This window comes from Ruminococcus sp. 1001713B170207_170306_F1 (assembly GCF_015668065.1).
GTDB lineage: Bacteria > Bacillota > Clostridia > Lachnospirales > Lachnospiraceae > Blautia_A > Blautia_A faecis.
This window is the reverse complement of record NZ_JADPEX010000012.1, coordinates 37,363-57,536: the sequence shown is the minus strand read 5'-3', so window position 1 is coordinate 57,536 and position 20,174 is coordinate 37,363. Positions and strand designations below refer to the sequence as shown.

The following is a 20,174-nucleotide window of genomic DNA, read 5'->3' as shown; positions in this document are numbered from 1 at the left end:
GTGTTTCCTATAATACCTGCATAATAATATAAATCAAAAATCCACCCAGTCCGGCAATCAACGCACAGAATCCCATTCCACTCAGCGCGCGGCGGAATCTCATCTTCAGTATATAATGCTTGGATCTACGAATATCTTCTTCCAGAAGCTCCCGGAGATCCAATGTGGAATCTCTGCTCTCCTCATCCAGCTGCTGCATGGCAGCATGAACAATAAAATAAGTTTCCAACTCGTCGTAACAGGACGGACAATTCTCCACATGTTCCAGAAAATTCTCCAGTTCATCTACAGATAAATCATGCTCAATGTATCGGTTTACCATACTCTCTGCTGTCTGACAATTCATGGAAACACTCCTCCCTTTTGCAGCCCATATTTGTTATTATATCCAAATCTCCCTCAAAACACAAGAGACAGCAGATGTTTGACCGGATACTCTTTAAACAGACAAGGGAAATAACCAAAATCTGTTTAAAGGACATCTGATCTTTTCTGCTGTCCCTTATTTTATATATCCGGCAATGTGGTTCTCTTTATTGCCGCAGAATCCAGTCAAATAATACAAAAATGCTTTTTTTACTCTGCACTGGCCGTAAGAGACTTCGACGGATCATTTAAAATCTTCATAAATTCCTCGCCTGTGATTGTTTCATGCTCATACAGATATTTCGCCAGTTCATGAAGCTTCTCAATATTATCCTCAAGAATCTTATAGGCCTTCTCATGCTGTCTTCGTACCAGCTCTACTACCTTTTTGTCCAGAAGTGTCTGTGTTTCAAAGGAGCAGCTAAGACTTGAATCACCACCCAGATACTGATTGCTCATACTTTCCATCGCAACCATATCGAACTCATCGCTCATGCCATAGCGTGAAATCATGCCTCGGGCAATCTTGGTAGCCTGCTCGATATCATTCGACGCGCCAGTTGTAATACTGTGGAAAATCAGTTCTTCAGCAGCACGTCCACCAGTAAATGTAGCAATTTTATTCTCCAATTCTTCCTTTGACATCAGGAAGTGCTCCTGCTCATCCACCTGCATGGTGTATCCAAGAGCGCCTGAGGTACGGGGAATAATGGTAATCTTGTGAACCGGAGCAGAATCCGTCTGTTTCGCCGCCACAAGTGCATGTCCCACCTCATGATAGGATACGATCAACTTCTCCTTATTGGAAAGCACCCGGTTTTTCTTCTGATAACCAGCGATAACTACCTCAATACTCTCCTCAAAGTCAGCCTGGGTAGCAAACTTCCTGCCGTCACGGACAGCACGAAGAGCTGCCTCGTTTACAACATTGGCAAGCTCTGCACCGGAAGCGCCGGCTGCTGCCTTGGCAATTTCATCGAAACGGACACTGTCTGCGATTTTGATCTTTCTGGCATGGACTTTCAGGATTTCCTCACGTCCTTTCAGATCCGGAAGTTCTACCGGAATACGTCTGTCAAAACGACCTGGACGCAGAAGGGCCGGATCCAGGGAATCCGGACGGTTGGTAGCAGCCAGGATCACAACTCCCTTGGAGCCGTCAAATCCATCCATCTCTGTAAGCAGCTGGTTTAATGTCTGCTCACGTTCATCGTTTCCACCTGTGAAACTTCCGCTGTCACGTTTCTTACCAATGGTATCAATCTCATCAATAAATACAATACAAGGTGCCTTCTCATTTGCCTGCTTAAACAGATCACGAACCTTGGCAGCACCCATGCCCACAAACATTTCCACAAATTCTGAACCGGAAATAGAGAAAAACGGTACTTCTGCTTCTCCTGCAACTGCCTTGGCAAGTAGTGTCTTACCTGTACCCGGAGGGCCTACAAGAAGGGCGCCTTTGGGCATGGATGCTCCAATCTCCGTGTATTTCTGCGGATTGTGAAGATAATCTACAATTTCTGTAAGAAGCTCTTTCGCCTCGTCCTCACCTGCCACATCTGTAAATTTAATTCCTGTAGAAGACTTCACATATACTTTGGCATTGCTTTTTCCAAAGGACATTGCTCCGCCAGGGCCACCGCCCATAGAGCTCATCATCTTCTTACTCAGCCATCTTCCAAGGAAAACAAAGATTACGATTGGAATCACATATCCGATCACCAGACTGAGAAAGATGGACTGCTTCTGAGGCTCCACTGCTTCCATACTGGTTCCGGCTTCATAAAGGCGGCTTACAAGGTCTGGATCATCCATACGTACAGTCTTGCACACCACGTCCTCGCCGTTCTTTCTGACTACATAATAGATATAATCGTCCTGCACCTCTGCCTTGGATACATTTCCACGCTCTACATTGCTGAGGAATGTACTATAGTCGGTCTTCTCCACAGAGCGTTCCTGCATGGCAGGAATGGCAAATATGTTCAGGAAAAGGATCACCCCAACCGCTATCAGTGCAAAAATGTACAATGGCCGGTTTTCTGGTTTTTTATGGTCAATATTCATTGGCATTTCCTCCATTTTCTGTCAACTGTTAAATACTTTAGCATTTCCATGTATGAATATCAATATTCTGCCTCAAAAATTTATAAACTTTTCATAATTTCATCTTTACTTTATTTTTATAATGTGCTATTATATCAATTGTTCAACCGCCGGCATGTCGGAATGGCAGACGAGGCAGACTCAAAATCTGTTGTAGGCAACTACGTGTGGGTTCAAGTCCCACTGCCGGCACTTTTTAATATTTCATAAGTTATATAAATCCCGTCAATTGCTTGATTTTACGGGATTTTTTGTTGCTCAGAATTTAAACAAATGTCAAGTGTTGTCAAAAATTTGCCCTGCATTTGCCTCGTGGGTTCATACTTTTGACCATCAATCCCCAACTGTTCCAAAGAAATTCTTTCTATATAGCAAAAGAGGATCCGCCAGCATTTCAGCGGTTCCTCTTTTCATTTACACAGTCTGCAAGCCAAACGCATCAAACTGTTTTTATCTTACTCATAAGTAATTACGCCCGGTCTTCATCCTCCAGCATTTTCTCATAAATCGGGAAGCAGTCGAAAGTTGCAAAGTAATCTCTTGGAGTCTCGGCGCGACGGATCATATCGAAGCTTCCATCTTCGTGAAGAAGGATCTCCGCAGATTTCAATTTACCATTGTAATTATATCCCATGGAAAAACCATGTGCGCCAGTATCATGAATCACCAGATAATCTCCCATATCAATCTTCGGAAGATAACGATCAATTGCAAACTTATCATTATTCTCGCAAAGAGATCCTGTGATATCATACAGGTGATCGCAAACCTGATCCTCTTTTCCAAGAACAGTAATATGATGATAAGCACCGTACATAGCCGGCCGCATAAGGTTTACTGCGCAGGAATCCACACCGATATACTCTTTGTGAGTGTGCTTCTCATGAATCGCTTTTGTTACCAGGCAGCCATAAGGTCCCATCATGAAGCGTCCAAGTTCTGTATAAATAGCTACATCTCCCATTCCTTCCGGAACCAGAACTTCTTCATATACCTTGCGTACACCCTCTCCAATTGCACGAATATCGTTTGGAGTCTGCTCCGGGCGATAAGGAATACCAATACCACCGGAAAGATTGATGAATTTAATATGCGCCCCAGTCTCCTTCTGAAGCTTCACAGCAAGTTCAAACATAACCTTCGCAAGCATCGGGTAGTAATCATTAGTCACTGTATTGCTGGCAAGAAATGCATGAATTCCAAACTCCCTGGCGCCCTTACTCTTCAGGATACGGAATGCATCAAAAATCTGCTCCGTAGTCATGCCATATTTTGCATCCCCGGGATTATCCATAATATCGTTGCTGATTTTGAACACTCCGCCAGGATTATAACGGCAGCTGATGATCTCCGGGATCTTTCCAACAGCTTTCTCTACACTCTCAATATGAGTGATGTCATCAAGATTGATAATTCCACCGATCTCATCTGCATATTTAAACTCTTTATCCGGAGTGTCGTTGGAGGAAAACATAATGTCTCCCTTCTTACATCCGATAGCTTTGGAAAGCATCAGTTCTGTCATGGATGAGCAGTCACATCCGCAGCCATATTCCTGCAGAATCTTGATCAGGAATGGGTTCGGGGTTGCCTTTACTGCAAAAAACTCCTTAAAGCCTTTGTTCCATGCAAAAGCTTCCTTCAAAGCCTGTGCATTCTCCCGGATTCCCTTCTCATCATAAAGATGAAATGGGGTAGGATATTTTCCGGCAATTTCCTGTACCTTCTCCAGTGTTACAAAAGGTGTCTTTTTCATAATAGTTTCTCCTCGTTTGTAAAATACAGCACTCGCTGCTCTTAAAAAGTAATTTTTCTGTTGTCACAAGTCAGAGCCTGTGACAGCTTTATTTGGCTTCAATCACATGCAGCATATTTGTTACAGCACCTTCCCGGGTCATATTGGTAGCAGGATCTCCAACCGTAAATACGATCAGGTCTCCTTTCTTTGCAAGCCGCTTTCTGCGGACAACGCTCATGGCCTGGGAAATAATATGCTCTGTGGAATCCTTCTCGTATCCTTTCAACGGTGTAACGCCCCATACAAGCTGAAGTCTATGCAGAATCGTATCATTGGGAGTAACAGCATAAATAGGAGCTTCCGGCCGGAAATTGGAAATCAGTCTGGCTGTTCTTCCTCCAAAGGTAGGAGTCACAATGGCCTTAGCCTTCAGATCTCTTGCAGTCTGCACTGCTGCCAGTCCCACAGCGCTGGACACTCTGCTCTCACCACACATATTGCGGTTATGGGTATAATCTTCATAATGCAGGTGAGGCTCTGTGGTCTGTGCAATCTCCACCATCATCTTCAGAGCTTCCAGCGGATATTTACCAGCTGCAGTCTCACCGGAAAGCATAATAGCATCTGTACCGTCGTAAATAGCATTGGCAACGTCTGCCACCTCTGCTCTTGTAGGACGTGGATTGCGAATCATGGAATCCAGCATCTGGGTAGCAGTAATAACCGGAACATAGTTCTCATTGCACTTGCGGATGATCATTTTCTGGATATAAGGAACCTCACTCGGAGGAATCTCCACACCAAGATCACCTCTGGCAACCATAATACCATCTGCAGCCTTGATGATCTCATCAATATTTTCAACGCCTTCGGCATTCTCGATTTTGGCAATGATTCCAATATCATGTCCGCCATTTTCATCCAAAAGCTGACGGATTTCTTTAATCGCTTTTGCATCACGGACAAAAGAAGCTGCAATATAGTCAAACTCCTGTGTAATTCCAAACAGAATATCATCTTTATCCTGCTCTGTAATTCCCGGAAGCTTCACTTTCACATAAGGAACATTGATTCCTTTGCGCTCTCCAAGCTCGCCGCCGTTTAAGACACGGCAGACAATATCCCCATTCTTAATATTCTCAATCTCCAGTTCGATCAGACCATCATCAATCAGGATTTTACCGCCTTTTTTCACATCTTTGTAAAGATTTTCATATGTGATGGCGACTCTGGTCTCATCTCCCTCTATATCACCGGTAGTAAGTGTAAATTCGCTTCCAGCCTCCAATGTAATCTTCTTATGATCCTTAAGAAGCTTGGTACGGATCTCCGGTCCCTTTGTATCAAGAAGCAGGGCAACCGGAATATTCAGTTCTTCCCGTAGGTTTTTGACCATGTCTACTCTTCCCCTGTGTTCTTCATGAGAACCATGGGAAAAATTAAAACGTGCAATATCCATTCCGGCACGCATCATAGCTCTTAAAGTATTTTTCTTACTGGATGCTGGTCCCATAGTACAGATAATTTTTGTTCTCTTCATAAGCAGTCTTTCCCTCTGTCTTTTCAGTCATTTGCTGGCTGCTGCCCACATCGTTCACAGCAGCCATGCGATGTTACCGGTTAACAATTACATTAATTTCATTTCACATGTGTATGTGTAAAAAGATGATCCTGGCAATACTCATAATTTCCATTGCATCTGGAACAAAAACGAAATTCCAGATTAGGATCATCAAGCTCAGTACGTCCGCAAATCGCGCATTTGTGCTTGGTCACACTGCCGCTGCCTGATTTCATACGTCCCTGGGGTTCCATTGCTCTGCGGAATTCATTTCTTCTGTGGATCTCCTTCGGGTTATACCGGCTGAAATCCTTTGTTCCAAAGTAAAAAATAATGAAATTCAACAGTGAAGCCACAATCGGGATCACCAGATACCATGCACCTGCCATAACATACTGAATCATTTCATATACAACAATCACCACATAAAAAATTGCCATCCACTTCATCTTCACCGGAATGATAAACATAAGCAGAACCTGCATATCCGGATAACACATTGCATATGCAAGGAATGTGGACAGACTGATATAATAAGTAGAAAATACGTTTCCTACCAGAACATTTCCTCCGAGAAGGAAATACAGAATAAACGCTCCCAAAATTGTAAATATCACGCCCGAAAGAATATACAACGTATATTTAAAAGTTCCAATCGTCCGCTCCAGAGAAGTTCCAATTGGATAATAAAAGAACAGAACTGCAATTGCAAACCATAATACTCCGGAAGTGCTCGGTGGATACAGTACCCAGGTTACCAGTCTCCATACCTGTCCCCGCAGAATATACGCTGGTTCCAGGCTCAGCCAGTTCAGTATGCCTGGATTCACGATCATCAGTGCATAACCGATCACATAGCATACAATCATGTAAATTGTGAGATTGGGAATACCAAATCTTCCAAATTTTCGTTCCAGCTTATCAATAAATTTCATGTAATCCTCCTATTCAGAAAAATTTCTTCTTGGACAGAATCACAGCTGCCACAATACTCACCAGTATGGACAGCAATATCACCACTAAAAATCCCCATTTGTCAGCAGAAAACGGCATTCCCGAAGGGCTCAGGTTCATTCCATATGCACTGAACACAATAGTGGGAATACTCATTACAATCGTGATAACGGACAAAACCTTCATAACCACATTCAGGTTATTAGAAATAACCGAGGCAAAAGTACCCATCATGCTGCTTAAGATACCGCTGTATATATTGGCCATCTCGATTGCCTGTTTATTCTCAATGATAACATCTTCCAGAAGATCCGTATCCTCCGGGTACTGCTTAATGCTCTCTACCTTCAGAAGCTTCTCCAGTACTACCTCGTTCGACCGAAGAGATGTAGTAAAATAAACCAGGGATTTCTCCAGTTCCAACAGTTCCATCAGTTCCTGATTACGGGTGGACATGTGGAGCTTCTCCTCCACCTGTTCACTTTTCTTATCTATAATACGCAGATAATGCAAGTACATAGTGGCATTGCGGTATAGGATCTGCAAAATGAATCTGGTTTTCATATAGGTAAAGAAATTACGTACTCTTCCCTCCATAAACCGGGTAAGCACCTGGGTATCCTCCAGACATACGGTAAAAATCATCTTCTTGGTAACAATAATACCAAGAGGGATAGTGCCATACCAGTCCTTGTCATTGCGTTCCTCGATCATAGGAACATCTACCAGGATCAGTGTATAATTATCTTCCACTTCAATACGAGAACGCTCTTCCTCATCCAGAGGAGCGCGAAGATCATCTACTTCGATTCCGAATCTTTCGGACATCTCAAAGATCTCAGTTGCAGTGGGATTGGTCATTGCAATCCAGCAATCCTCCTGTGGTTCCTGAATCTCATGGATCGCACCCTCTATTGTCTTAAAAATCCTTACCACAAGCTGCACTCCTTCCAATCTCTTGCTTCTGTATAAAAACCAGCTGTCCCACTTTTCTGTCAGACAGGGCTCCTATCCTCAAAAATACACGCTTAATTATAATTTCTACAGGAAATTTTGTCAATTCTAATAGATTCGGTTTACAAATTTTTTGCATTTCGCTATAATGTCTTTAAAGATATATTCGTACATTACTTTGGTACAGTCAGAAACAGAAAGGATTTTACGCCTATGAGTCAGTCAACATTTGGAAGAAAATTTACGGTTACTACCTGGGGGGAATCCCATGGCAAGGCATTAGGAGCCGTTGTAGACGGAGTTCCCGCCGGACTTTTCCTTACAGAAGCAGATATACAGGCTTATCTTGACAGAAGGAAGCCTGGCCAGAGCCGTTACACCACAGCCCGCAGCGAGGGAGATGAAGTAGAAATTCTCTCTGGTGTTTTTGAGGGACAGACTACCGGTACCCCTATTTCCATGATCGTACGTAACAAGGATCAGCGTTCCCGTGATTATGGAAATATCTCCCAGACCTACCGTCCCGGACACGCAGATTTCGGGTTTGACAGCAAATATGGCTTCCGTGATTATCGCGGCGGCGGACGTTCCTCCGGCCGGGAAACCATTGGCAGGGTTGCTGCCGGTGCCATTGCCGCAAAGATTCTAAAAGAACTTGGTATTACCCTACAAGCATACACCAGTTCCATCGGACCAATCTCCTGCCACAGTTACCATCCGGAAATAATCAGGGAAAACGCCTTCTACATGCCCGATATGGTAGCCGCAGAAAAGGCAGCCCAGTATCTGGAACAATGTATGAAAGAGGAGGACAGTGCAGGAGGTGTCATCGAATGCCGCATAAACGGTGTTCCTGCCGGAATCGGCGATCCGGTTTTCGGTAAGCTGGATGCCGCCTTTGCCCAGTCTCTTATGTCTATCGGTGCTGTAAAAGCAGTTGAGATTGGTGACGGAGTCAAAGTGTCCACAATGAAAGGTTCCGAAAACAATGACGGTTTCCACATGGAAAACGGAAAAATTGCGAAAAATTCCAATCATTCAGGAGGTATTTTAGGCGGAATCAGCGACGGCGGCGAAATCTTTCTCCGCGCCCATATCAAACCGACTCCGTCTATTGCCCAGCCTCAGCAGACTGTAACCGCCACAGGGGAAAATATTTCCATTGAGATCAAAGGCCGCCATGATCCGGTAATCGTCCCCCGTGCCGTTGTAGTAGTAGAATCCATGGCCGCCATCACACTGGTAGATGCTATGTTTTCTAATATGAGCGCACGGATGGATTATGTGAAGGATTTTTATCTGTAGATTACGAAAAAAACGTCGTTAAAAATTTTTCCAGCAAGTAATAACAGTCTCCAATGCCATTATCAAAGGTAATTTGGAATTTCATAATGAGGAGGACCAATATGCAAATTGCAGTTTATGGAAAGGGAGGGATTGGGAAATCCACAATAAGTGCGAATCTGACCGCAGCCTTAGCAGTCTGCAACAGTAAAGTACTTCAAATAGGATGTGATCCCAAGCACGACTCAACCCGTCTTCTACACCATGGGCAAAAAATCACAACTATCCTCGATTATCTTCTAAACACTCCTGAAGATGAACAAAACCTGGCAGATGTATTAATACCAGGTTTTCTTGACACTGGTTGCATAGAAGCAGGCGGTCCCAGACCAGGAATGGGCTGTGCAGGCCGGGGAATTCTGACTGCATTTGATTTTTTAAACAAATACCACGCCATAGAAAAATATGACCAGGTCATATATGATGTATTAGGAGATGTTGTCTGTGGCGGTTTTGCGGTTCCTGTCCGCAAACAATATGCCGATGCAGTAGTTCTTGTAACAAGTGGGGAATCTATGTCTATTTATGCTGCAAATAACATTCTGTGCGGAATAAAGAATCTTAATCCCCAGGGCAGACAGATTGCCGGGATCATCTATAACAGCCGCGGAGTCGGTGATGATCGCAAATATGTAGAAGACTTTACCAATGCTGTCAATCTTCCAATTCTTGCAGAAATTCCCAGAAGTAATCTTTTTACCCAGGCAGAAAAAGAAGCAATGACTCTGGTTGAAAAATCCCCCAAAAGTGCCGAAGCTAATATTTTTCTGGAGCTTGCACAAAAATTACAAACGCAACCTGTTCTTTATGCCGCTGCCCCTTTATCTGAAGAGCAGATGGAGCTTTTTATGCGTGGGGAAAGACTATCCCACACTACCACTACAATTTCCAAACATACATCTGCTCCCGTGATTCCTGCTGTTCCCGCACAGCCTTCTGCCACGAAAAAGAGAGCTTTATCTGATCCTTTTAGCAGAGTTCCGCTATATGGCTGTGCTTATCGTGGTGCTATCGATCTGGCGGTTCATATCAAAGATGCCGCAATTCTCGGACATGCTCCCAAAAGCTGCACCTGGTATGCCATTAACGGTTTTACCAGCTACGGACGAAGAGGATTGTATGAACGCGGAATCCTTTACCCGGCCTTTGTTCCAAGACAGTTTGAGAATACTGATATCACCATAAACGAAGCCGTATACGGTGGTGTAGAACAGACACGGCGTAAAGCTTTTCAAATGGTGAAACGCGGAATCCGCAATATTATCACTGTCACTTCCTGTATTCCAGGCATGAGTGGCGATGACCTGGTTCCACTTCAAAAAGAATTAAAAAGTCTTGGTGTCGATATGTATATTATTCATACTGACGGAATCGAAGCCGGTGACTATAACGAAGGAATGGCACTTTGCTACAAAACGCTTGCTCTTCAAGCTGTTGATCCGAACGTAAAGCCAGAACCTGATTGCATCAATCTTGTCTATGAACATACAATTTCTTCTCAGACAGATTGTACTTTTATGAATCTGCAGGAAATATTTAAAAGAATAGGAATCCGAATCAACTGTCGCTTTATCTGCGCAGAATCAATGGAGAACATCCATAATTTTTTAAAAGCGCCTTATTCGATCATGGCACGCTATGATAAACTAGGACATGAACTGCAAAAAATATTTGAAGAAAAATATGGTTGCCGTTTTCTTTGCAACGAGCTTCCCAGGGGATTTTCCCAAACAGCCTCCTGGCTTCGCAAAATAGGAAAACTTTATGGAAAAGAAAAAGAAACAGAACAGGTAATTTTAGAAAACCGCATTCAATACACCCAAACTATTAACAACCTCAAACTTTTGTATAAAGGGAAAAAAGTGATTTTATTCTTAAAGAACAATAGCATTGATTGGATTCTTGAATTGGCTCATGATCTGGATTTGGATGTATTGGATTCTATCCTTATCGGAAGTAAAGAAGACAGCGTTGCAGATTGGAAGCATCAATTCTCAGCGGACTGGGAAAATGCACAAAATACATTATTTACTTCTATTGCAAAACAAAAGCCAGATCTTATTATCCTGAATGATTTTATGGGACAGGCTTTCATACCTGATGAAATCTGCACCGTAAATCTTGCACGGGATATCAGCACAGGTTTCTTTACTGGAACAGATTGTGCTGCAAAATGGATCCGTTTATTTGAAAACACTTTGGAAGGACGATGGAAAAATGACAAATCATTATTTGAGAAACGCTGTCCCTGATCACATTGCGGGTGTTATCTCTGCATGTGAAGGGATCCAAAACAACCTGGTTCTCCTAAATGGTCCTATTGGCTGTAAAACCTACTATACCTTTAGTGGTGTTGATTCTTTGATTCGAAGATCCAATCTATGGACTCTTGGTGATGAGCTTCGACTGGAAGATGCTATGGATGACCGGTTGCTTCGCAGCCAGTTTTGCATCGGCAGTCCTCGCATACCAGCTACCAATCTCCGCTATTCTGATTATATTTTCGGGACCGCCGAACAACTTCATCGCGCATTAAACGATCTGTTTTCAGAAAGAAGTTATGACTTATTCACAGTAATCCAGACTCCCGGTACTTCTCTCCTCGGCGAAGCACTGGAGCCGGAACTGGATGCCATCAGCAAAGAATTTGGAATTCCACACCTTTTTATCGAATCCCCTGGCTTATCAGAAAATTCTATGATCGGATACGACGAAGCAACCGTTCGCCTGATGGAATTGTTATGTGATAAACCTTGCACCAATAAAAAAGCCTCCAAAATTCCATCTATTAACCTTTTTGGTTTTGATGCACATGAGAAATTCCCGGAAGGCGGTTTAAAGGAAATCACCAAATTACTGAAGCTTTGCGGAATCTCTGTTCATGTAGCAGCTGGTATGAATTGTCCCATAACTGATTTTCGTACAATTGCTCAGGCAGACGCCAATATTATACTCTGCCCGGAGCGTTGTAAAAAAACAGCCGAATATCTCCGCAGCCATTTTCCCATACCAGTTTACGAGACCGGAGGAATGCCAATCGGTTTTGACCTCACCGAAGAATTTGTCCGGGGGATTTCCTCTTTGCTTGGAACAAATTGTGAACCTGCATTAGATTATATTGAAGAAAGCCGTTCGCGCGCTTTCTATTTCATTGCACATAATATGGGAAATAAAGGCTTCCCAAAGGATCTTCGCTATGCCGCGGAAGGCGAACCATCCGTTCTAAGAGGATATGTGGATTATCTTTCCGGTTATTTAAGCATTAAGCCCAAAGTCATCCATCCACTTTATTTACAATGCCACACGGAAAATCTGATTCAGGAAAAGCTCCATGAGCTTCATTGTGAAGACGCACTGGAACAGGATATTGCCTCTGTAAATAATGTTATCCTTCTTGCTGGTGCAAACACAATCGTAGAATTGAACACTTACAGCGACAACATTTTTGGCATTGAAACTGCCAATCCAGGTTCCGGATATATCCATGTCATTCCCAAAACTTACATTGGATGTACAGGTGCTCTATATCTTCTGGAACAAATCTTAAATGGTACAAAACTGCTTCGAGCATGGAATTAACTTTATTCCACCTCAAAAAAGCTGCCTGGCATCTACCAGACAGCTTTTGCTGCTCAGAGCAGTATTTTATTTCATAAATTGAAAACAGGCAACCTTATGTCCTGGCTCAATCTCCTGCAAAAGAGGCAGTTCTTCTTTACATTTCTCCCTGCACCAGTTGCAGCGCCCGGCAAAAGCACAGCCCTTTTGCACTTCAAGAGGACTTGGAGGCTCTCCCTTTGCAGCTGCAATTTCCTCATTCTGATCGCAATATACATCAAAAACAGAACCAAGCAGCATTTTCGTATATGGATGTACTGCTTTTGCAGCAAGCGTCTCACTCTCCAGAATTTCCACAATTCTTCCCAGATACATAACTGCGATTCTCTGACTTACACTCCTTACCAGTGCCAGGTCATGCCCAATAAACAGACAGCTGATCTGCTTTTCTTCCACCAGCTTTACCAGCAGCTTCGCAATCTGGTTCTGTATGGAAACATCCAGTGCACCTGTCGCTTCATCACAGATCAGTAGTTTAGGCTGAATAGAAATGGCCCTGGCAATAGCCACACGCTGCAGCTGACCACCCGAAAGCTCATGTGGATAACGATTCACAAAATCTTCCGGAAGACCTACTTCCAGAAGCAGTTTGCGCGCTTCCTTAAGACCATTTTCTTTACTGATCCCATCAAAGTTTCTCCTGGATTCCATAAGATAAGTGCCAACTTTCATTCTTGGACTGAATGAACTTAAAGGATCCTGGAAAACCATCTGAATGTTTCGGCGGAAACGTCTTTTTTCACTGCCCTTTAGGTTCATGTAAGCTTCCCCTTCCAGCAGTACTTCTCCACCCGAAACAGGTATGATACCGGCAATCATTCTCGCCACTGTACTTTTCCCGCATCCACTTTCACCCACAATCCCCAGGCATTCACCTTTTTTGAGGGAAAAACTAACATCACTTACTGCATATAATTTTTCTTTTTTCACTGGAAATGTCTTATTCAGATTTTTCACTTCCAGGAGAATCGTATCATTTTGCAAATCGTTTTCCCTCCAGCCTTGGCACTGCCGCCAGAAGTTTTTTGGTGTATTCGTGCTTCGGATGAAAGATCACATCATCTCTTTTTCCAAATTCCACCAGCTCACCCTTGCACATCACACCGATCTTATCTGAAATGTAAGAAGCAACTCCCATGTTATGTGTCACAAGAATAATTGCAGTTTCATACTGCTCCCGAAGCTTCTTCATTTCTCGTACCACTTCTGCCTGAATTGTCACATCCAATGCAGAAGTAGGCTCATCTGCAAGAAGAAGTCTTGGTCTTGCAGTCATTGACATTGCAATTCCAACACGCTGTTTCATCCCGCCGGAAAGCTCAAAAGGATAAGATACCATTACACGTTCCGGATCTGTCAGATGCATTTTTGCCAGCATTTCTTTTTCCAGTGACCGACAGTCAGCCTTTGCCATTTTCCTGTGCGCCAGAATAGATTCCCGATATTGAGACTCTACAATCCGTATGGGATCCAATGATGCTCCAACATCCTGAAAGATCATTGCAATTTCCGTTCCCCGGAGCTTTTGTAAAGACGTCTCATCTAATTCCAAAATATTTTTTCCCTGAAATAAGATTTTCCCCTCTGTCACTGTCCCGCCAGGAGGTAAAATTCCGAGAATAGCACGAATTAAAGTTGTTTTTCCACTTCCACTTTCACCTACGATACTGACGATTTCCTGCTCTCCTACAGAAAGAGAAACATGCTCTACTGCCGCTTCCTGCTCCTGATAGCGAATCGTACAGTTCTCAATATTCAGAATATCCATAATTATTCAGCTAATGTCCACTTGTTTGTTACAAGATAATAGTCAATTGGGAATACTGTTACATTCTCAAGTTTACTGTTTACAAGAGTCACGTTATCATTTGCATACATCCAGATTGCCGGGGCATCATCTGCCAGGATCTGCTGGGCTTCTACAAATGCGCTTACACGGTCCTCCTGAGTAAATGCAGCATCCAGTTTATCCAGAACAGACTGGAATTCATCACTGTGATATCCGCTGTAATTGTCACTTCCTCCATCAGACCAGCGGTTCATAAGATATTTCTGACCATCACCAGCATTTACAGTCTGCCAGTTTGGAGATACCAGCATATCGAAATCACCAGAAGCACGTTTGTCACTTACATTCTCCAGCATTTCAATCTGTACATCAACTCCGATCTGCTTCCACATATCCTGTAAAGTCTCACTTACTGCTGTTGAAGAACCATTGGCAATAGAAATTGTAAGGGACAGATTCTCTCCATCCTTATCCACAATTCCATCTCCGTCAGAATCGCTGTAGCCTGCTGCCTCAAGGCATTCTTTTGCCTTATCCAGATCATAAACCTGTCCGTTTACATCTTCAGAATCGTATCCTACAGATGGCGGGAATGCTGTGCTGATTGGAGAAGAATAACCATTTCCTGCTACCTGTGCTACAACATCACGATCTACTGCATAGGACAGTGCAAGACGAAGGTTCTTATCAGAAAGGGGATTTCCCTCGCGGCAGTTTAATTCGAAATCATTCTCTCTTGTTCCGGTTACTTTTACAATGTTGATATCGTCATTATTTTCCACACGATTAAGAGCTGTTGCATCCGGTCCCTGTGCAAGGTCAATATCTCCGGAAAGCATTGCATCTACCTTTGTATCACTTCCGATATTCTTTACAGTAATGCTCTTGATTTCCGGTGCTCCATCCCAGTAGTTCTCATTTGCCACAAGGTCAATCTTCTCTTCAGATACATACTCAGACACTGCATAAGGTCCTGTACAGATTGGCATAGTATCATAATTGCTTGTATCAGCTGTGGTGTCTACAATAACTGTCATCGGCTCTGTAAGCTGTGAAACAAAAGCACTGTATGCACCATCTGTAGTAAATACTACATTCTCTCCATCTACTTCGATGTTTGCAATTTTAAGATCTCCTCCACGAGAGTTATTATCAATAGATCTCTGGATAGAATCCTTTACGATCTCTGGTGTCAGCTCGGTACCATTGCTGAATTTTACTCCCTGGCGGATATGAAAACGATAAGTTGTATCATCAACCTGCTCCCACTCATCAGCTAACTGTCCTACAATTTCCATATTTTCATTTACAGTCACAAGAGTTTCTCCTACACCACAGCGTGTAAGATTCCATCCGCACCAGTCTGTTGCAGGATCCATGCCTTCGATGTAGGTGAAAAGTGCCAGATTAATGTGACTGTCATTTTCGGCTGCAAATGTAGTAACACCGCTTCCTATTACGCTGCATGCCATAATTCCTGCAAACAATAAAGATACTAACCGTTTTCTCATTTTTTATTTCTCCTCCTGTTGTTAAACTATAATCTATGTTCAACTCTTTATTTTAAAGAGTAAACATTCTTAATTTTTTCTTTTCGGATTCATCAGATCCTGAATACTGTCTCCAAGTAAATTAAATATGATTACATTTATTAAAATAACAATACCAGGTGCCATAAGCATCCAGGGTGCCGAATACATATAGTCTTTTCCCTCAGACAGCATATATCCCCACTCCGGTGTAGGTGGCTGGGAACCAAGCCCCAGCAGGGAAAGACCTGCAATGGTCAAAAGTTTACTTCCAATATCCTGCGTAATATTTACTAACAGCGAAGGCATGACATTTGGAATAATATAACCTGTCATAATCCGGAAATTATTAGCGCCTCCCAGTCTTGCCTGCTCTATATATGTATTATTTTTTATGGAAAGCACTAATGACCGGCTAATTCTTGCATAATAAGTCCATCCTGTTATGGTCATTGCCAAAATCAGATTTGGAAGTCCTGTACCAAGAAAGCTTACAAGTGCAATTGTAAAAATGGAACCAGGAAAGGCCATCAGCATGTCAGATAAACGCATTAAAACAGCATCAAAAGCGCCTCCCCAGAAGCCTGCTATTGTCCCGATAAGAATTCCTACAACGGAAATGATCGCTGTCACAACAAATGCGATCAAAAGTGATGTTTTTCCTCCGTAAAGAATTCTCGAAAATATATCCCTTCCCATCTGATCAGTTCCCATGAGATACTGTTTGCATGGCGCTTTCAGAAGGTCTGTATAGTGTGTTTCCAACGGATCATAAGGTGCAAATTTTCCCGCGAACAATGCAAATAATAAGAAAAGCACTGCAAATGCCATTATAATCACAAAACGAATCCATAATTTTTTCTTACTCTTCATGTTGCAGGGCTCCTCTTCTAATTCTTGGATCAAGCCACTGGTAAGATATATCTACCAAAAGATTCACCAGTACATAAATACATCCCATCCACATAACATATCCCTGGATCAGCTGGTAATCTCTGCCGGAAATCGCAGCCACTGCTGCGCTGCCGATTCCATTCCAGCTAAAGACCGTTTCAACGATCATTGTTCCACCAAGTAATCCTCCAAATGACATGCCGAGCATTGTCACTACAGTAAGCAGGGAATTTGGCAGCACATGAAAGAAAATTGTACGAAACCTTCCAATTCCCCTTGCTTGACAGCCATTTATATATTCCTCATTCATCTGCTCGACCATTACCGCCCTGATCCGTCTTATGTAGTACGCACTCATGCTTAACGAAAGTGTTACAGACGGCATGATCAGACTTTTAAAAGAATCTGATCCCCCCACAGGCAGCCAGTGCATCTTAACTGCAAAAAAATAGATCATCATCATACCAACCCAGAAGCTAGGCAGTGAAATTCCAATAAAAGACATAAACCGAATAATATAATCAGCCTTTTTATCCTTATATACTGCTGATAAAATTCCTAACGGAAAAGAAATTAATATCATCAGAATAAACGATGCAACTGCCAGTTTAACCGTATTGGGGAGTTTTCTTCCTAATACCTGGGAAACGGGCTGTGCATATTTTACCGACATTCCGAAATCGCCATGTAACGCACCCTTCAGCCAGTTCACATACTGCTCTCCAAAAGATTTGTCTAATCCGTATTTTTCTTCAATCTTTGCGATTACCTCCCGGTCATGACCTGCACCCATAGATTCTGCCAGCTGTTCAGCTGGATTTGACGGCAAAATATATGTAAGTCCAAAGGTCATCAGAGACAGCCCAAACAAAATAATCACAAGTGAAATCAGTCGTTTTATAATCTCTCTTTTCACTTTTTCAGCCTTTCTGTGCTACAATACAAAAACTCATCGGTAAAGGGCTGCCAGCTATTTCCACCTGTATTTTATGAAATCCTGTTTCTACAAGTTTATTAAAATCCCAGGCAGGTCGATCTACCTGACTCATTGGCAATTTCTTTGCAATTTCATCCATAATGGAAAAATCTACATTTTCTTTATTATGTCGCGCATGGCACCCTTGTTCTTCTTTTTCATGTCCCCGCTGAAACTCATCATAGGCTTTCTGATACTTATCACTAAAAAAACGGCGATAATAATTTCCATCTTCCAGAATTAGAATTCCATCTTTTTTTAGAACCCTGTACGCTTCCTCATAAGCTTTATCTGCATGCTCCAGGTTCCAGAATACGTTTCTTGATACCACTGCGTCGAAGGAATTATCAGCAAATTCTAAGCTTTGCACATCCATCTGATGAAGTTCTGCTTTAAGTCCTTCTGTCTCCAGATTTCTTCTGACTTCTTCCAGCATTTTTGTGCTATAATCTACCGCAATCACCTGAAATCCCATCGAAGCAAGCAAAGTGGTAAAAAAGCCAGCGCCACACCCATCATCTAATACATGGCATCCCGTTTTAAGAGAATTTTTGAAAATATTTTCCCATCTCTCTCCAGGTTCTGTTTTTCTTTCTTCCATACTGGCATCTGAAAATCCTCCAGCTCTCATATCCCAATATGACTGAATATTCTTTAACAATTCTGCCATTTGTGTTTATCCTTTCCAATAGCATAAACTTCTGCCAAATCAGGGAATTCATGTAATAAAAGCGTGAAAAAGCCGCTGCTAACGCAGCGGCTTAATGACATAATAATCCTGTTATATAAAACCAACCTATACCGTGCCCCGCAGCAAAAGTTCTTCATTCTGGCCGGTATTCTGGCTCCAGTGTCATCATAATGCTTTCCCTTCCCGATAAAAATTCAGTGGTTTCGAAAGCTTACTCAACTGTTACAGCTACGGCATAGCACAGGATTTTCACCTGTTTCCCGTTTGACCTGCTAGAATTTATTTTAATTTCCACCAGGCACCAAAATGGTCGTTTTATTCAATTCTCAACACAACATCAAAAAAGTATAATACAGCATTTCCTGTTTGTCAATCAGAATTTATCAGGCCTCTATATCCTCAATATCCTCTCCATCCGGTACCGGCCAGATATTGATACAGTTCGGGGTCTCGATCTTACGTGGTTTGCCCTTCATCATAATGATGTTCTTCTCGTAGTCAACCTTGAAGGTTGTAATGCTGTTGCTGGAGTGGTTGGCAACGGCAATGTGCTGATTATCCGGGAAAATAACAAGGTCTTTCGGATAATCACCACTTACAGGAAGAACAAATTTACGATCCAGAAGACCAGTCTCACCATCTACCTCAAACATACCTACTGTATTCTCACCTGCTGTAGTGCAGAATAGATGCTTGCCATCCGGTGCAAGAGCAAGACCTGATGCGGCATTATGAGATACGCTTCCGTCTTCCTTCTTCGCAAGGGTGGAAACACTTTGAAGCAGCTCAAACTCCGGAGTATCACCCTCTCCATTGTAGCTGTACACTTTAATCTCATTGCTCAGCTCAAACAGAACATATGCATAACGTCCATCTGCGCTGAAACGGATAATACGCGGTCCGCTCTCTCTCGGGCAGCGGACAATATCAACAAGCTCCAGCTTATCTGTGCGCTTATTGATCCGGTAAACCTTGATCTGGTCAATTCCATTATCTACTGCGCAGAGATATTTATTATCCGGAGTAGGACGTACACAGTTTACGTGAGGACGGAAGTTACGCTCTGCAACACTTCCAAGACCAGTGTGGAAAACACCGTCCATAACACTTCCAAGACGTCCATCCTTATGAGTGTGTACAACGGTTACCTTTCCATCGTGATAACCTGCTACGTAAAGATATTTGCCATCTACGTCTGTAGCAAGGAAACAACCTCTCATGCCATCAATATCCACGCTGTTGATACGTGCCAAATCGCCATTATGATCACGCTTGAATACCGCAACGCCCTCATCCTCGATAGAATAAAGGTATTTTCCATTCTTGGATACCGCGGTATAAGACGCATTACTTACTTCCACTTCACTTCTCTCTGTGAGAGTACCTTCTTCCAGGTTCACGTCATAAACCTGAATTCCCTTGCTGGTTCCGTGAGTATAGGTTCCTACATAAGCCACATATTTCTTACCCATTTGTCTAGCCTCCTACAGTCTCTTTCTGGAAACCGTCCGTTCACGCTGTTCTTCCGATCTTTTTTACAGCGTAGCGGGTCACTGTGCAGCTCTGAATATTACTGCATTCTCTATATCAGTAAATCCTCTGCCACGGTTCATTTATTACAGCCGCATTTTATTACAGCAACTCGTATTCT

16 protein-coding genes, 1 tRNA gene and 1 riboswitch are annotated in these 20,174 nt (G+C 42.8%); of the genes, 4 read left to right on the top strand and 13 right to left on the bottom strand.

Annotation, left to right across the window (positions count from 1 at the left end):
* Window positions 1-7 precede the first annotated feature (7 nt).
* Together I4V84_RS09070 and ftsH are read right to left on the bottom strand one after the other, a co-directional pair.
* Entirely contained in the window at window positions 8-346 is a 339-nt protein-coding gene (locus I4V84_RS09070; protein WP_195478222.1) for a zf-HC2 domain-containing protein, read from the bottom strand.
* 230 nt (window positions 347-576) lie between these two features.
* Window positions 577-2,436 (bottom strand): ATP-dependent zinc metalloprotease FtsH, encoded by a 1,860-nt coding sequence (gene ftsH, locus I4V84_RS09065; RefSeq protein ID WP_195991702.1) that lies wholly within the window; start codon window positions 2,434-2,436, stop codon window positions 577-579.
* A 148-nt stretch (window positions 2,437-2,584) separates the two neighbouring features.
* Here ftsH and I4V84_RS09060 point away from each other — a divergent pair.
* Window positions 2,585-2,667 (top strand) — tRNA-Leu (locus I4V84_RS09060).
* Between the two features lie 277 nt (window positions 2,668-2,944).
* Here I4V84_RS09060 and I4V84_RS09055 read toward each other — a convergent pair.
* The 4 genes from I4V84_RS09055 to I4V84_RS09040 all read right to left on the bottom strand — a co-directional run bounded on the left by I4V84_RS09055 (window position 2,945) and on the right by I4V84_RS09040 (window position 7,664).
* Window positions 2,945-4,231 carry a diaminopimelate decarboxylase gene (locus I4V84_RS09055; protein ID WP_173735328.1) on the bottom strand — a complete coding sequence of 429 codons (1,287 nt, stop codon included), beginning with the start codon at window positions 4,229-4,231 and terminating at the stop codon, window positions 2,945-2,947.
* Window positions 4,232-4,319: 88 nt separating this feature from the next.
* On the bottom strand, window positions 4,320-5,753 hold the full coding sequence (pyk, locus tag I4V84_RS09050; RefSeq protein WP_173715474.1) for a pyruvate kinase: 1,434 nt from the start codon (window positions 5,751-5,753) through the stop codon (window positions 4,320-4,322).
* Window positions 5,754-5,851: 98 nt separating this feature from the next.
* Window positions 5,852-6,709, bottom strand: a complete 858-nt coding sequence (locus tag I4V84_RS09045) for a hypothetical protein (RefSeq protein WP_118580009.1) — start codon at window positions 6,707-6,709, stop codon at window positions 5,852-5,854.
* A gap of 13 nt (window positions 6,710-6,722) precedes the next feature.
* Complete coding sequence (locus I4V84_RS09040; protein WP_148462836.1) at window positions 6,723-7,664, bottom strand: magnesium transporter CorA family protein; 942 nt, start codon at window positions 7,662-7,664, stop codon at window positions 6,723-6,725.
* Window positions 7,665-7,895: 231 nt separating this feature from the next.
* On the opposite strand from I4V84_RS09040, the gene aroC reads away from it, so the two are divergent.
* Genes aroC through I4V84_RS09025 form a run of 3 tightly spaced genes read left to right on the top strand, consistent with a single transcriptional unit; the run spans window position 7,896 to window position 12,605 of the window.
* Entirely contained in the window at window positions 7,896-8,987 is a 1,092-nt protein-coding gene (gene aroC / locus I4V84_RS09035; protein ID WP_195991700.1) for a chorismate synthase, read from the top strand.
* Window positions 8,988-9,040: 53 nt separating this feature from the next.
* Entirely contained in the window at window positions 9,041-11,278 is a 2,238-nt protein-coding gene (locus I4V84_RS09030) for a nitrogenase component 1 (protein WP_270431482.1), read from the top strand.
* Window positions 11,244-12,605, top strand: coding sequence for a nitrogenase component 1 (locus I4V84_RS09025; protein WP_195991695.1), 1,362 nt, complete (start codon window positions 11,244-11,246; stop codon window positions 12,603-12,605). The genes I4V84_RS09030 and I4V84_RS09025 overlap by 35 nt, the downstream gene beginning before the upstream one ends.
* Window positions 12,606-12,671: 66 nt before the next feature.
* Here the strand turns inward: I4V84_RS09025 and I4V84_RS09020 are convergent, their stop codons facing one another.
* From I4V84_RS09020 to I4V84_RS08990, 7 genes are all read right to left on the bottom strand, one after another.
* Entirely contained in the window at window positions 12,672-13,628 is a 957-nt protein-coding gene (locus I4V84_RS09020; protein WP_118580000.1) for an ABC transporter ATP-binding protein, read from the bottom strand.
* A complete protein-coding gene (locus tag I4V84_RS09015) occupies window positions 13,618-14,412 on the bottom strand; it encodes an ABC transporter ATP-binding protein (RefSeq protein WP_118579997.1) in 795 nt (264 codons plus the stop codon). The genes I4V84_RS09020 and I4V84_RS09015 overlap by 11 nt, the downstream gene beginning before the upstream one ends.
* A 2-nt stretch (window positions 14,413-14,414) precedes the next feature.
* On the bottom strand, window positions 14,415-15,944 hold the full coding sequence (locus tag I4V84_RS09010; RefSeq protein ID WP_195991693.1) for an ABC transporter substrate-binding protein: 1,530 nt from the start codon (window positions 15,942-15,944) through the stop codon (window positions 14,415-14,417).
* Window positions 15,945-16,013: 69 nt separating this feature from the next.
* Window positions 16,014-16,835 carry a nickel transporter permease gene (nikC, locus tag I4V84_RS09005; protein WP_118579994.1) on the bottom strand — a complete coding sequence of 274 codons (822 nt, stop codon included), beginning with the start codon at window positions 16,833-16,835 and terminating at the stop codon, window positions 16,014-16,016.
* The gene (nikB, locus tag I4V84_RS20485) at window positions 16,825-17,772 is read right to left on the bottom strand and encodes a nickel ABC transporter permease (protein WP_118579991.1); all 948 of its coding nucleotides are present in this window, start codon (window positions 17,770-17,772) and stop codon (window positions 16,825-16,827) included. The genes nikC and nikB overlap by 11 nt, the downstream gene beginning before the upstream one ends.
* Window positions 17,773-17,776: 4 nt before the next feature.
* Window positions 17,777-18,502 carry a class I SAM-dependent methyltransferase gene (locus I4V84_RS08995; protein WP_195991690.1) on the bottom strand — a complete coding sequence of 242 codons (726 nt, stop codon included), beginning with the start codon at window positions 18,500-18,502 and terminating at the stop codon, window positions 17,777-17,779.
* Between the two features lie 143 nt (window positions 18,503-18,645).
* Window positions 18,646-18,844, bottom strand: a riboswitch (cobalamin riboswitch).
* A 62-nt stretch (window positions 18,845-18,906) separates the two neighbouring features.
* On the bottom strand, window positions 18,907-19,995 hold the full coding sequence (locus tag I4V84_RS08990; protein WP_118579985.1) for a lactonase family protein: 1,089 nt from the start codon (window positions 19,993-19,995) through the stop codon (window positions 18,907-18,909).
* Window positions 19,996-20,174: the final 179 nt, after the last annotated feature.

Coding starts and splice junctions, on each gene's coding strand:
- I4V84_RS08990 (WP_118579985.1), bottom strand. CDS start 19,995: ATGGGTAAGAAATATGTGGCTTATGTAGGAACCTATACTCACGGAACC.
- I4V84_RS09055 (WP_173735328.1), bottom strand. CDS start 4,231: ATGAAAAAGACACCTTTTGTAACACTGGAGAAGGTACAGGAAATTGCC.
- I4V84_RS09045 (WP_118580009.1), bottom strand. CDS start 6,709: ATGAAATTTATTGATAAGCTGGAACGAAAATTTGGAAGATTTGGTATT.
- I4V84_RS09030 (WP_270431482.1), top strand. CDS start 9,041: ATGCCATTATCAAAGGTAATTTGGAATTTCATAATGAGGAGGACCAAT.
- I4V84_RS09025 (WP_195991695.1), top strand. CDS start 11,244: ATGACAAATCATTATTTGAGAAACGCTGTCCCTGATCACATTGCGGGT.
- ftsH (WP_195991702.1), bottom strand. CDS start 2,436: ATGAATATTGACCATAAAAAACCAGAAAACCGGCCATTGTACATTTTT.
- I4V84_RS09010 (WP_195991693.1), bottom strand. CDS start 15,944: ATGAGAAAACGGTTAGTATCTTTATTGTTTGCAGGAATTATGGCATGC.
- I4V84_RS08995 (WP_195991690.1), bottom strand. CDS start 18,502: ATGGCAGAATTGTTAAAGAATATTCAGTCATATTGGGATATGAGAGCT.
- nikC (WP_118579994.1), bottom strand. CDS start 16,835: ATGAAGAGTAAGAAAAAATTATGGATTCGTTTTGTGATTATAATGGCA.
- pyk (WP_173715474.1), bottom strand. CDS start 5,753: ATGAAGAGAACAAAAATTATCTGTACTATGGGACCAGCATCCAGTAAG.
- I4V84_RS09015 (WP_118579997.1), bottom strand. CDS start 14,412: ATGGATATTCTGAATATTGAGAACTGTACGATTCGCTATCAGGAGCAG.
- aroC (WP_195991700.1), top strand. CDS start 7,896: ATGAGTCAGTCAACATTTGGAAGAAAATTTACGGTTACTACCTGGGGG.
- I4V84_RS09070 (WP_195478222.1), bottom strand. CDS start 346: ATGAATTGTCAGACAGCAGAGAGTATGGTAAACCGATACATTGAGCAT.